Source organism: Stenotrophomonas sp. SMYL89 (assembly GCF_036319985.1).
Taxonomy (GTDB): domain Bacteria; phylum Pseudomonadota; class Gammaproteobacteria; order Xanthomonadales; family Xanthomonadaceae; genus Stenotrophomonas; species Stenotrophomonas maltophilia_Q.
Window position 1 is genome coordinate 229,063 of record NZ_JAWIRW010000004.1, and the last position, 11,912, is coordinate 240,974.

Annotated in this window: 14 protein-coding genes; 1 reads left to right on the forward strand and 13 read right to left on the reverse strand. The window is 67.1% G+C overall.

What is annotated here, in order from left to right:
- Positions 1–2: 2 nt before the first annotated feature.
- The 13 genes from V3B41_RS07155 to V3B41_RS07215 all read right to left on the reverse strand — a co-directional run bounded on the left by V3B41_RS07155 (position 3) and on the right by V3B41_RS07215 (position 11,148).
- Positions 3–356, reverse strand: coding sequence for a PilZ domain-containing protein (locus tag V3B41_RS07155; protein ID WP_004146965.1), 354 nt, complete (start codon positions 354–356; stop codon positions 3–5).
- The gene (locus tag V3B41_RS07160) at positions 353–1,309 is read right to left on the reverse strand and encodes a DNA polymerase III subunit delta' (protein ID WP_043033674.1); all 957 of its coding nucleotides are present in this window, start codon (positions 1,307–1,309) and stop codon (positions 353–355) included. The genes V3B41_RS07155 and V3B41_RS07160 overlap by 4 nt, the downstream gene beginning before the upstream one ends.
- Positions 1,306–1,971: a dTMP kinase gene (gene tmk / locus V3B41_RS07165; protein ID WP_329860570.1), complete on the reverse strand. Its 666-nt coding sequence runs from the start codon at positions 1,969–1,971 to the stop codon at positions 1,306–1,308. The genes V3B41_RS07160 and tmk overlap by 4 nt, the downstream gene beginning before the upstream one ends.
- Positions 1,968–3,029, reverse strand: coding sequence for an endolytic transglycosylase MltG (gene mltG / locus V3B41_RS07170; protein WP_197633654.1), 1,062 nt, complete (start codon positions 3,027–3,029; stop codon positions 1,968–1,970). Before mltG ends, tmk begins: the two co-directional genes overlap by 4 nt.
- A gap of 220 nt (positions 3,030–3,249) precedes the next feature.
- Positions 3,250–4,614 (reverse strand): aminodeoxychorismate synthase component I, encoded by a 1,365-nt coding sequence (locus V3B41_RS07175; protein ID WP_197619846.1) that lies wholly within the window; start codon positions 4,612–4,614, stop codon positions 3,250–3,252.
- A gap of 112 nt (positions 4,615–4,726) precedes the next feature.
- Positions 4,727–5,989 (reverse strand): beta-ketoacyl-ACP synthase II, encoded by a 1,263-nt coding sequence (fabF, locus tag V3B41_RS07180; protein ID WP_049430185.1) that lies wholly within the window; start codon positions 5,987–5,989, stop codon positions 4,727–4,729.
- A gap of 142 nt (positions 5,990–6,131) precedes the next feature.
- Complete coding sequence (gene acpP, locus V3B41_RS07185) at positions 6,132–6,371, reverse strand: acyl carrier protein (protein ID WP_005408313.1); 240 nt, start codon at positions 6,369–6,371, stop codon at positions 6,132–6,134.
- A 152-nt stretch (positions 6,372–6,523) separates the two neighbouring features.
- Positions 6,524–7,267, reverse strand: coding sequence for a 3-oxoacyl-ACP reductase FabG (fabG, locus tag V3B41_RS07190; protein ID WP_005408312.1), 744 nt, complete (start codon positions 7,265–7,267; stop codon positions 6,524–6,526).
- Positions 7,268–7,349: 82 nt separating this feature from the next.
- Complete coding sequence (gene fabD, locus V3B41_RS07195) at positions 7,350–8,294, reverse strand: ACP S-malonyltransferase (protein WP_197619847.1); 945 nt, start codon at positions 8,292–8,294, stop codon at positions 7,350–7,352.
- Between the two features lie 113 nt (positions 8,295–8,407).
- Complete coding sequence (locus V3B41_RS07200) at positions 8,408–9,190, reverse strand: serine/threonine protein phosphatase (protein WP_329860571.1); 783 nt, start codon at positions 9,188–9,190, stop codon at positions 8,408–8,410.
- Between the two features lie 77 nt (positions 9,191–9,267).
- Positions 9,268–10,245, reverse strand: coding sequence for a beta-ketoacyl-ACP synthase III (locus V3B41_RS07205; RefSeq protein ID WP_005408309.1), 978 nt, complete (start codon positions 10,243–10,245; stop codon positions 9,268–9,270).
- Between the two features lie 91 nt (positions 10,246–10,336).
- Positions 10,337–10,531: a 50S ribosomal protein L32 gene (gene rpmF, locus V3B41_RS07210; RefSeq protein WP_005408308.1), complete on the reverse strand. Its 195-nt coding sequence runs from the start codon at positions 10,529–10,531 to the stop codon at positions 10,337–10,339.
- A gap of 107 nt (positions 10,532–10,638) precedes the next feature.
- Entirely contained in the window at positions 10,639–11,148 is a 510-nt protein-coding gene (locus V3B41_RS07215; protein ID WP_012479287.1) for a YceD family protein, read from the reverse strand.
- A 113-nt stretch (positions 11,149–11,261) separates the two neighbouring features.
- Between V3B41_RS07215 and V3B41_RS07220 the strand changes: the two genes are divergently transcribed.
- Positions 11,262–11,831: a Maf family nucleotide pyrophosphatase gene (locus V3B41_RS07220; RefSeq protein WP_329860572.1), complete on the forward strand. Its 570-nt coding sequence runs from the start codon at positions 11,262–11,264 to the stop codon at positions 11,829–11,831.
- Positions 11,832–11,912: the final 81 nt, after the last annotated feature.

The window sequence follows — 11,912 nt, forward strand, 5'->3', positions numbered from 1 at the left end:
AATCACATCGTATGGGTCGGCTTGTCCGAGCTGGTCAGGCCGGCCAGCAGGGTCTCGATCTTGTGGCGTACGCCCTCGCCTTCGGCGCCGTCGGCCAGCTGCACGCCGATGCCGGCGGTGCGGTTGCCCTGCGCGCCGGCCGGGGTCACCCAGATCACCTTGCCGGCCACCGGCAGGCGCTCGCTGGAATCGGGCAGGGTCAGCAGCAGGAACACTTCGTCGCCCAGGAAGTAACGCTTGGGCGTGGGCACGAAGATGCCGCCGTTCTTCACGAACGGCATGTACGCGCTGTACAGCGCGGCTTTGTCCTTCACGGCCAGGGACAGGATGCCCTGGCGGGCGTTGCTGGCACTCATCGATTTCCCCTTGCGGCAGGCCGCTCGTTCACCTTGTTCCAGGCCAGCAGCAACTCAACCACCGCAAGGTCTGCACGCACCGTGGTGCGCAGCAGGTCGCGGGTGCGGTTGGCCGCATCGAACCAGGCTGCAAGCTTGTGCAATCGCTCCGGCGTGGTCAAGGCATCGGTGCTGGCCTGGGCCAGCGCCAGGTCGGCGGCAAAGCGCAGGCGCAGCGCTGCGTTGTCGTCACCACACCACTTCTGCGCCAGCTCCACCGCACCGGTCTTGCCGGCGGCCAGCTGTTCCAGCTCGCGACCCACTTCGCGGCGCAGGCTCAGGCCATCTTCGCGCAGCCAGTTGTCGGCCTGGCCGGGATGGCCGCGTGCAGCCTCCAGCGCTTCGCGCGCCGAGGCCTCGCTATGGCCCTGCTGCTGCAGCCAGGCCAGCGCCTCGTGCTGCGGCGGCAGCTTGAACTCCAGGCGCTGGCAGCGGCTGCGGATGGTCTGCGGCAGGCGCGCCGGATCGCTGCTGATCAGCCACAGGTAGCGGCCCGGCTGCGGCTCTTCCAAGGTCTTCAGCAGCGCATTGGCGGCCGAACGGTTGATCGCATCGGCCGGGTCGACGATCACCACCTGCGCCACGCCGTACTGCGGGGTCAGCGCCAGCTTGTCGGTGATCTCGCGCACCTGCTCGATGACGATCTCGGTGCGCAGCTTGTCGCCGCTCTTGTTCGGGATGAAGCTGACCAGCTGCAGGTCCGGATGGGTACCCGCGGCGATCAGCTGGCGCGTGCGCGTGGCATGCGCGGCGTCACCGCGGGCCAGCACGTGGTCGGCCAATGCCAGCGCCACCTCACGCTTGCCCAGCCCGGCCGGCCCGCAGATCAGCAGGCCATGACCGAGGCGACCGGCATCGAGCGCGGCCACGGTCTGGTCGAACGCGCGCTGCTGCCAGGGCGAGAACGTGCTCATGCGCCCTCCCCTTCCTGCAGCCAGCGCTCGACACGCGCGACCACATCGGCCGCCACGCGTTCCTGCTCCTGGCCCGCATCAATCAACGCAAAGCGCTGCGGATCCTGCTGCGCACGGCCGCGGAATACTTCGCGCACGCGCTGGAAGAAATCGTCCTGCTCGCTTTCGATGCGGTCCGGCCACAGGTCACGGCCGTTGGCGCGCGCGCGGCCGATGGCCACGTCCACATCCAGCAGCAGGGTCAGGCCCGGCAACAGGCCGACCGCGCGGCGCTCCAGATCGGCAATCCACTGCGGATCGAGCCCACGGCCACCGCCCTGGTAGGCGTAGCTGGAATCGGTGAAGCGATCGCTCAGCACATAGGCGCCGCGCTGCAGTGCCGGCTGGATCACCTGGCGCACATGCTGCGCGCGCGCGGCGAACACCAGCAGCAGTTCGGCCTCGGCACTGAGCGGTTCGACGGCGATCTCGGCATCGGGCTTCAGCACCAGGCCGCGGATGCGCTCGGCCAGCGGCGTGCCGCCCGGCTCGCGGGTCAGCACCACTTCATGGCCGTGGCTGCGCAGGCACTCGCGGATGGCGTTGATGGCGGTGGTCTTGCCCGCGCCCTCGCCGCCTTCCAGGCTGACGAAACGCGGGTGGCGAAGCAGCGCGGGACTCATTGCGCCGGGGTCTCCTTGGTACGTTGCTGGCGCAGCTGCTGCAGGTAGCGGGCGACTGCGGCGTTGTGCTGGTCCAGGCTGGGCGAGAACACGTGTGCGCCACTGCCATCGCCCACGGCGACGAAATACAGCGCGTCGCCCGGCGCCGGCTGCGCGGCCGCCATCAGTGCATCGCGGCTGGGCATGGCAATCGGGGTCGGGGTCAGGCCCGCACGTGTATAGGTGTTGTAGGGCGTATCGGTGGTCAGGTCGCGGCGGCGGATGTTGCCGTCATACGCGGCACCGATGCCGTAGATCACGGTCGGGTCGGTCTGCAGGCGCATGCCGATCTTCAGGCGGCGCATGAACACGCCGGCAATCTGCGGGCGCTCGCTGGCCAGCGCGGTTTCCTTCTCGATGATCGAGGCCATCGTCAGCAGTTCATAGGGCGTGTTGATCGGCAGGTCCGGCGCACGGCTTTCCCAGGCCTCGTCCAGCGCTTTCTCCATCGCGCCATGTGCACGCTTGAGCACGTCCAGGTCGCTGTCGCCGCGCTGGTAGACGTAGGTTTCCGGCAGGAAGCGACCTTCCGGATGCTGGCCACCGAAGCCGAGGCGCTGCATCAGCGCGGCGTCATCCAGGGAATCGGTGGTGTGCAGCAGCGGTTCGGCGCGCTTGAGCGCGGCACGCAGCTGGCGGATGTTCCAACCCTCGACGATGGTGACGCGGTGCTGCAGCACCTTCCCGGCGCGCATGCGCAGCAGCAGCTCGCGCGGGGTCAGCTCGCCACTGAGCGCGTACTCGCCCACCTTCAGCTTGCCGGCGGCATCGAGCTGGCGCGCCAGCAGCTGCCACTGCGTGTCCTGGCCTTCATCCACGCCTGCGTCGCGCAGCTTGCGCAGCACGCTGTTCATGCCATCGCCACTGGCAATGACCACGCTTTCGGCAGTGGGGGTGATCGGAGCATCGGCGAAGCGGGTCTGCTGGTAGAAGAACCACGCGCCCACGCCGGCCACGACGGCGGCCAGCACCACCACCAGCGTTACCACGAACAGACACCCGCGCTTGGCTCCCGCCATGGACTACCTCTGAACTCGATTCCGTCGTGCAGGATACCGTGCCGGTGGTGTGGGGTCATGACCAGAGCCACACACCCAGTGCCGACCACCGGTCGGCACCCACCAATACCCCTGCCCGGCGCGGCGACCGGTAAATCCACGCCATGCGTGGATGAACGGCCATGGCGGCATCCGTGCCGACCAAGGTCGGCACCCACCACAGCAATGACACCTACCGGCACTACCCCTGCTGGCCCAGCGCCCGCAGCAGGCCGCGCGCCTTGGCGCGGGTCTCGTCCAGTTCCTTGTCCGGGTCCGAGTCCACCACGATGCCGGCGCCGGTGCGGAAGCTGACCTCGTGGCCATCCACTTCGGCGGTGCGGATCAGGATGTTCAGGTCCAGATCGCCATCGCGGTTCAGCCACCCGAAGGCGCCGGTATAGGCACCGCGCGGCACCTGCTCCAGTTCGCTGATGATCTGCATGCAGCGCACCTTGGGGCAGCCGGTGATGGTGCCGCCCGGGAACGTGGCGGCGATCACCTCGCCGGGCGTGATCTCCGGTCGCAGATGGCCGCTGACGTTGCTGACGATGTGATGCACGTGCGCGTAGCTCTCCACGGTCATCAGCTCATCGACCACCACGGTGCCCGGCAGGCAGATGCGACCGAGGTCGTTGCGCTCCAGGTCGATCAGCATCACGTGCTCGGCGCGCTCCTTGGGGTGACCGACCAGCTCCTGGATGCGCGCGGCATCATCGTCGCCCTCGAAGCGCGGACGCGTGCCGGCAATCGGACGGGTCTGCGCGTGGCCGGCGTGCACCGACACCAGCCGCTCCGGCGAGGAACTGACCACATGGCGGCCATGCGCGCTGAACAGGCCGGCAAACGGCGCCGGGTTGGCGCGGCGCAGCTGTGCATACAGCGCCTGCGGGCTGACCGGCGCAGCGAACTGCGCGCCCCAGCGCCGCGACAGGTTCACCTGGAACACGTCGCCGGCACGCAGGTACTCGATCACCCGGCGCACGCCGTCGGTGAAGCGCTGCGGCGCATCCTCGCCCACCGACTGCGGCGGCTGCCAGCCCTGCCCGGCGTCGGGCAACGCCGCCGAGGCCAGTGCTACCAGCGCATCCAGCAATACCTGCTCACCGGCTTCGGCGATGACGAAGCTGGCGTCGTTGTGATGGTCGTGCAGCACGGCGGCCGGGCAACGCAGCGCCACGGCGGTCGGGCCGCCATCGTCACGTGCACGCGCCGGCAGCACCGGTTCGATCTGACTGGCCACTTCGTAATCCAGCATCAGCGCCCAGCCGCCGCGGAACGGCAGGCTGTGGCTGCCGTCATGTGGCAGGCGTTCGGCCTGCCACGCGCGATCCAGCGCCTGCAGGAACGTGCCGGGCTGCACGGCGTCGTGCAGGTCACGCACCTGGCCATCGGCGTCCAGCCGCAGGCCCTCGCCCTGCGCGGCCAGCAGCAGGCTCCAGCGGCCCTGGGCGGTGCCCGAGGCGGTGGATTCCATCAGCAGCGGGAAACGCGCCGGGTCGTGCTGTTGCAGCGCCAACAGATCGATCGGGTGCGGCAGCGGGTGGATCAGCGGTGCGTGGGTCATGATGGCCAGTTCGGGGGTTCAGATGCACGGAAGCCGCCTTGCGGCGGCTCCGTGGTGCACGGCGTTGATCCGTTTGTCGGATTGCCGATGGGTCGCGGCGCGACGATGCCGGTCAGACGCGCTTGAAGATCAGCGTGCCGTTGGTGCCGCCGAAGCCGAAGCCATTGGACATCACCACGTCCACCTTGGCCTGGCGTGCTTCGTTGGGCACGTAGTCCAGGTCGCAGCCTTCGCCCGGCTGTTCCAGGTTGATGGTCGGCGGAATGATGTTGTCCTGCAGCGCCATCACCGAGAAGATCGCTTCCACGCCACCGGCGGCGCCCAGCAGGTGGCCGGTCATCGACTTGGTGGAGCTGACCATCATCTTGTAGGCGTGGTCGCCGAAGGCGGTCTTCATCGCCATGGTCTCGCCCAGGTCGCCCAGCGGCGTGGAAGTGCCGTGCGCGTTGAGGTAACCCACCTGTTCCGGGGTCACGCCGGCGTCCTTCATGGCCATGACCATGCAGCGCGCGGCGCCTTCGCCGTTCTCGCTCGGGGCGGTCATGTGGTACGCGTCGGAGCTGGCACCGAAACCGGCCAGTTCGCAGTAGATCTTCGCGCCGCGTGCCTTGGCGTGCTCGTACTCTTCCAGGATCAGGATGCCGGCGCCGTCGCCCAGCACGAAGCCGTCACGGTCCTTGTCCCACGGGCGCGAGGCCTGTTCCGGGGCGTCGTTGCGGGTGCTCATGGCCTTCATCGCGCAGAAGCCGCCCAGCGCGGTCGGCGACGAGCCACGCTCGGCACCACCGACCACCATCACGTCGGCATCGCCGTACTGGATCATGCGCATCGCGGTACCGATCGAATGGTTCGAGGTCGCGCACGCCGACACCGCCGAGAACGACGGGCCCTTCAGGCCGGTGATGATGCTCAGCTGGCCCGGCAGCATGTTGATGATGGTCTTGGGCACGTAGAAGGGCGAGATCTTCTTGCCCTCGTGGAACTCGATGGTCTGCTCTTCGATGCCGAGCAGGCCGCCGATGCCGGCGCCGACGATGGCGCCGATGCGCTCGGCATTGGCGTCGGTGATCTCCAGGCCCGAGTCGTGCAGGGCCATGAACGAGGCACCGAGGCCGTAATGGATGAACGGGTCCATCTTCTTGGCATCCTTGCCGCTGACCCGATACTTGCCGAACAGTTCATTGTCGGCGGTGATGTCGAATCCCTTGACCTCACCTGCAATCTTGGTGGTGAACCGATCCACGTAGGCATCAGCAACGTTGGTCAGCGGACCGATGCCCGAACGACCGTGGGTGATGCCTTCCCAGCTGCTGGCCAGATCATTGCCCAACGGCGAGACGATACCCAGGCCGGTTACGACGACGCGACGCTTCATTGCTGTTTCTCCTGACCCGGATGGATTCTACGGGCAACTCGGTTTGCTTCGATGTGATGCTCAAACACACGGGGCCGCAACAGCGGCCCCATGGGGTGCGGTGCGCGGCGAGGATGACCCGCACGCGCACTGCCGTCTGACATCAGGCCTTGACGTGGGCCTTGACGTAGTCGATGGCGGCCTGCACGGTGCTGATCTTCTCGGCTTCTTCGTCCGGGATCTCGCACTCGAATTCTTCTTCCAGGGCCATCACCAGCTCGACGGTGTCCAGCGAGTCAGCGCCCAGGTCATCGACGAACGATGCGCTGTTGGTGACTTCTTCTTCCTTGACGCCAAGCTGTTCGACGACGATTTTCTTGACGCGTTCTTCGATGGTGCTCATGGGATCTCGCTCCAGATGGAGTTGTGGTTCAAAAGTGGTCGCCATCAAAGGCGATGGCCGTGGGATAGTGTAGTGGAAACCGGCGCGGCCTTGCATTGCAGCAAAAACCCCAGCAGATCAACCACTTGCGGCGCAATCCCTGCGCCCCTTGCTTACGGCATGTACATGCCACCGTTCACATGGAGGGTTTCGCCGGTGATGTAACCGGCAGCCGGGCTGGCCAGGAAGGCCACCGCATGGGCGATGTCCTCCGGCGAACCCAGGCGTTCGAGGGCGATGTCGTTGATCAGCGCAGTACGCGCTTCTTCCGGCAACGCCTTGGTCATGTCGGTGTCGATGAAGCCGGGAGCGACCACATTGACGGTAACACCGCGCGAACCGATTTCCTTGGCCAGCGACTTGCTGAAGCCGATGATGCCGGCCTTGGCGGCCGCGTAGTTGGCCTGGCCGGCATTGCCGGTCACGCCCACCACCGATGCGATGTTGATGATGCGGCCCTTGCGCGCCTTCATCATGCCGCGCATGACCGCCTTGCTGGTGCGGAACACGCTGGTCAGGTTGGTATCGATGATCGACGCCCAGTCCTCGTCCTTCATGCGCATCAGCAGGTTGTCGCGGGTGATGCCGGCATTGTTGACCAGGATCGAGATCGGGCCGAACTCCTTGGCGATGCCGTCCAGCACGCTGTCCAGCGCGGCAGCGTCGGTCACGTTCAGCGCACGGCCGTGGCCGCCGTGGGCGGCCAAGCGCTCGCCGATCGCGGCAGCGCCGGATTCGGTGGTGGCGGTGCCGATGACGGTGGCGCCCTGGGCGGCCAGCAGATCGGCGATGGCGGCACCAATGCCACGGCTGGCACCAGTGACCAGTGCGATTTCACCCTGCAGGGGCTTGCTCATGATGTTTTCCTCAGGCTGGGGCGGCCGCCGCACCCGTGCCGCGTGCAGCGGCCATCGGTACGGTCGGCAGGAACAAGGGGGATCAGGCCGACCATGCCTCGCGGGCGGCTTCAAAGTCGCCCGGGGTGGCCAGCGAACGGCCGTCGATGGCCTTGTCGATGCGCTTGACCAGACCGGTAAGCACCTTGCCCGGGCCGCACTCGGCGATCTGGGTGATGCCACGGCCGGCCAGCGCCTGCACGCACCCGGTCCACTGCACCGGCTGGTACAGCTGCTGGACCAGCGCGGTACGGATCGCGTCCACACCCTCGTGCACCTTGGCATCGACGTTCTGCACCACCGGCAGCTGCGGCGCCTGCCAGGACAGGCCGGCCATCACTTCGGCGAGGCGGTTGGCGGCTTCGCGCATCAGCGGGGTGTGCGAGGGCACGCTCACGGCCAGCTTGACCGCCTTGCGCACGCCCTTCTCGGCCAGCAACGCCAGCGCGCGGTCGACCGCATCGGCGTCGCCACCGATCACGATCTGGCCCGGCGAGTTGAAGTTGGCCGGCACCACCACCTGGCTGCCTGCAGCTTCGGCACAGACGTCCAGCACCAGCTGGTCTTCGGCGCCGAGCACGGCGGCCATGGCGCCGACACCGGCCGGTGCAGCTTCCTGCATCAGCTGGCCGCGCAGGCGAACCAGGTGTGCACCGTCATGCAGGCTCAGCGCGCCAGCGGCAACCAGGGCGGTGTACTCGCCCAGGCTGTGGCCGGCCAGCACCGACGGGCGCGGACCGCCCACGGCGTTCCAGGCGCGCCACACGCCGATGCTCGCGGCCAGCAGCGCCGGTTGGGTGTATTCGGTACGGTTGAGCATTTCCTCCGGGCCACCCTGGGACAGCGCCCACAGGTCGACGCCGGCACCATCGGATGCCTCGGTGAAGGCTTCACGCACCTGCGGGTGCAGTTCGGCCAGCTCGGCCACCATGCCCACAGACTGCGAGCCCTGGCCGGGGAAGACAAAAGCGAGGGTGGATACGGTCACGCGGTCATCCGCTTGTTGCAATCGAAGCGGGCCATGATAAGGGCGAATCCGCTGTGTCGTCTGTACGTGCGCGTATGCAGGCGTATGGAGCGCAGCCGGGCAAGCGCACGGCGTCAGCAGAACAGCTGCAGCACGTCCAGGTCGCCGTCGGCGAGGAAATCCACGCACAGGCCCACCAGCATCAGCACGCCCGCCGTGCTGGCGCCATGGGCGATGAAGATCGAATGGGCCAGCGCGCGCGCTGAACGGCCCAGCTTCATGCACACCCGGGCCAGGCTGCGCAGCCGGCCGCTGACCGCATGCACATGCTCGCGCACCGGCGCCTGGGCATCGCCCATCGCCTCGGCCATCATCGCCTGCAGCTGCTCGGGGCGGTCGGCGTAGTACTTGGCCACGCCGTAGCCGAACATCAGCCAGTCGCGGGCCTGCGCTTCGGACAGATCCATCACTTCCAGCGGATCTTCCTCGAAGTCGATGAAGCCCACGCTCTGCCCGTCCCAGGTGAGGTTGCGCGGCAGCGGCTGGCCGAAATAGGCGCCGCGCGCATGCGCTTCGGCGATGGCCTGCATGGCAGCCATCACCAGCCGGTCGCGGCCGGCCTCGTCGGCCTGGCGCAGGCAGGTGTTGAACGAGCTGCCGTTGTCACCGATCACCAGCGCGGCGTGGCCGCTGCCCAGCACGTCGGGCACGTTCACGCCCTGCGCCTGCAATTCTCCCAGGCGACGGGCTTCGGTTTCGCGCGCGGCATCACCACCTCGGTGCGGCGGTGGGCGCAGGGCGTCCAGATGGAAACGGCGGGCAACGAAATTGAGCAGGCCCAGGGCCAGTGCGCGGCTTCCCTTGCCGTACTGCTTCAGCCAGGCGCGCTGCCCTTCGATGACGATGGGCTCAACCATGACGGGTACTCCTATAAACGCGTTACGGCCCCAGAGGGGCCGTAACGACAAGCTTCACATTGTCGTAACTTGCGCTATCAATAGCGCAGCAGGGCCGAACCCCACGTGAAGCCGCCACCGAAGGCTTCCAGCAGCAGCAGCTGGCCACGCTCTACGCGGCCCGAACGCACCGCGGCGTCCAGCGCCAGCGGCACCGAACCGGACGAGGTGTTGCCATGCTTGTCGACAGTCACCACCACCTGGTCCATCGACATGTCCAGGCGCTTGGCGGTGGCTTCGATGATGCGCAGGTTGGCCTGGTGCGGAATCAGCCAATCCAGGTCGGACTTGTCCAGGCCGTTGGCGGCCAGGGTCTCGTCCACGACCGAGTCCAGCGCCTTGACGGCGTACTTGAACACGTCGTTGCCCTTCATGTTGATGGTGCCACCACCGTTGGCGCCGTCCTTGAAGCCGGTCGAGACGCCCACCGGGTTCCACAGCAGTTCCTTCTTGCTGCCATCGGCATGCAGGTGGGTGCTGAGGATGCCGGTCTCTTCGTCGGCCTTGAGCACCACGGCGCCGGCGCCATCGCCGAACAGCACGCAGGTGGTGCGATCATTCCAGTCGACCATGCGGGTCAGCGTTTCGGTGCCGATCACCAGCACGTGCCTGCAGTCGCCGGAACGGATGAATTTGTCGGCCACGCCCAACGCGAACACGAAGCCCGAACAGGCCGCGTTGACGTCAAAGGCAGGGCACCCCGCAACACCGAGCTTGGCCTGGATCAGGCACGCGGTGGAGGGGAAAATGAGGTCAGGCGTGGTCGTACCAACCACGATCATGTCGAGCTGCGAAGCGTCGATGCCGGCCGCTTCAAGTGCGCGCAACGCGGCCTGGTAGCCGAGGTCGCTGGTGGTTTCGCCTTCGGCCGCGATGTGCCGTTCACGAATTCCGGTGCGCGACTGGATCCACTCATCCGAGGTTTCGACCATCTTTTCCAGGTCGGCGTTGGTCAGGACTTTTTCCGGCAAATAGCTACCGGTGCCCGCGATCCTCGAATAGATCCGCTTGCTCATCATGTTTCCTGTTGCGCGGGCCGCCGATCACCGGCACGCCCGGGAAAGAAGGCAAAGGCCGCTGCCCTCGGGCAGCGGCCTTCCCGGCACATCAATCTTCTTCGACGGCCGAGGTCTTGGTCTGGATGACCTTCTTGCCGCGGTAGAAACCGTCGGCAGTGATGTGGTGACGCAGATGCACTTCGCCGGTGGTCGGGTCGGTCGACAGCTGCTTGGCGCTCAGGGCGTCATGCGAACGGCGCTGGCCGCGGCGGGACGGGGTAACACGGGATTTCTGCACAGCCATGGGATTGCTCCAAACTCGGTTCGTTTTGCTTCGTCGTATCGTCGCGCAGGACGCCAGCGCCCAGCACACTTTCGCTTTCGCCGCAGCCGCCGACGACAATCCGGCTGCTATTGTTTCTTCAATGCCGCCAACGCCGCGAACGGGTTGGCCTTCTTCGTTTCTTCTTCGCTCGGTGCCCAGTCCTTGTCGACTGCTTCACCGTCGGGCGACAGCGGTACCACCGGCACCGCCAGCACCAACTCGTCTTCGACCAGGTCCAGCGGACGCAGCTGGCCGTCTTCCGGCACCAGCAACGCCTCGTACTCCTCCGGCAGGGACGATTCCTCGTCCTCGTCGCGGATCAGGCCAAGCCTCTGGGTCACCTTCACCGGCAACAGGAATCGCTGCATGCTGCGCTGACAGGTCAGCGGCAACGCGGTGTCGATGGTCAGTTCCACATAGGATACCCGCAGGACTTCGTCGCGACCGAATTCAAGCGAGTAGGAACACTCACCGTCGGTATCTGCGACCAGCCCCTGCAGGCGGGTCAATTCAGCCAGGGAGACCTGGCCGTCGAAGCGCCTGCGCGCTACGACCATCCGCCAAGCATCCAGCGATTCGGGCACGTTCGCGGACATAAGCCGCTGAATACTAAGGATCGGGGGGGCTGCTGTCAAATGCCCGCCATACAGGACTTGCTGCTGGCGCTGCACACGGGCCAGACTGCCGCGCCCTGCCCCGGAATTGTCGCATGTCACTGGTCCTGGCCTCTACCTCCCGCTACCGCCGCGAGCTGCTGCAGCGGCTGGGCCTGCCCTTCGACTGCGCGCGCCCGGAGGTGGATGAAACCCCGTTGAACGCTGAGACACCCCTGGTCCTGGCGACGCGCCTGGCCACGGCCAAGGCGGCCGAGGTCGCCGCCCGCTACCCCGGCGCCTGGGTGATCGGCTCGGACCAGGTGGCGGACCTGAACCGGCGGCCGCTGGGCAAGCCGGGCACCGTCGAGGCGGCCCGCGCGCAGCTGGCGGCGATGTCCGGGCAGACGGTTCGCTTCCATACCGCAATCAGTCTCACGCGAGACGGAGAATCACTCAGCGCCGTGGATCTGACCGAAGTCCGTTTCCGCACGCTGAGCCAGGAGGAGATCGCCCGCTACGTGGCCGCCGAACAGCCGCTGGACTGCGCCGGCAGCTTCAAGTGCGAGGGCCTGGGCATCAGCCTGTTCGAAGCAATCGACAACCGCGACCCGACCGCGCTGATCGGCCTGCCGCTGATCGCGCTGTGCGGGTTGCTGCGCCAGGCAGGGTTCGCGGTGCCCTGAAGGCGGCACGCTGACTGCCGGCACCGATCGCGGAAACAGGCCGGACCTGGGCCGGGTAGGACCCAAGCCGGGTAGAGTCGA

Bases quoted from the DNA above. Each gene is read 5' to 3' on its own strand.
- V3B41_RS07160 (WP_043033674.1), bottom strand. From the start codon at position 1,309: ATGAGCACGTTCTCGCCCTGGCAGCAGCGCGCGTTCGACCAGACCGTG.
- fabG (WP_005408312.1), bottom strand. From the start codon at position 7,267: ATGAGCAAGCCCCTGCAGGGTGAAATCGCACTGGTCACTGGTGCCAGC.
- mltG (WP_197633654.1), bottom strand. From the start codon at position 3,029: ATGGCGGGAGCCAAGCGCGGGTGTCTGTTCGTGGTAACGCTGGTGGTG.
- tmk (WP_329860570.1), bottom strand. From the start codon at position 1,971: ATGAGTCCCGCGCTGCTTCGCCACCCGCGTTTCGTCAGCCTGGAAGGC.
- V3B41_RS07175 (WP_197619846.1), bottom strand. From the start codon at position 4,614: ATGACCCACGCACCGCTGATCCACCCGCTGCCGCACCCGATCGATCTG.
- V3B41_RS07200 (WP_329860571.1), bottom strand. From the start codon at position 9,190: ATGGTTGAGCCCATCGTCATCGAAGGGCAGCGCGCCTGGCTGAAGCAG.
- acpP (WP_005408313.1), bottom strand. From the start codon at position 6,371: ATGAGCACCATCGAAGAACGCGTCAAGAAAATCGTCGTCGAACAGCTT.
- V3B41_RS07205 (WP_005408309.1), bottom strand. From the start codon at position 10,245: ATGAGCAAGCGGATCTATTCGAGGATCGCGGGCACCGGTAGCTATTTG.
- rpmF (WP_005408308.1), bottom strand. From the start codon at position 10,531: ATGGCTGTGCAGAAATCCCGTGTTACCCCGTCCCGCCGCGGCCAGCGC.
- V3B41_RS07220 (WP_329860572.1), top strand. From the start codon at position 11,262: ATGTCACTGGTCCTGGCCTCTACCTCCCGCTACCGCCGCGAGCTGCTG.
- V3B41_RS07155 (WP_004146965.1), bottom strand. From the start codon at position 356: ATGAGTGCCAGCAACGCCCGCCAGGGCATCCTGTCCCTGGCCGTGAAG.
- V3B41_RS07215 (WP_012479287.1), bottom strand. From the start codon at position 11,148: ATGTCCGCGAACGTGCCCGAATCGCTGGATGCTTGGCGGATGGTCGTA.
- fabF (WP_049430185.1), bottom strand. From the start codon at position 5,989: ATGAAGCGTCGCGTCGTCGTAACCGGCCTGGGTATCGTCTCGCCGTTG.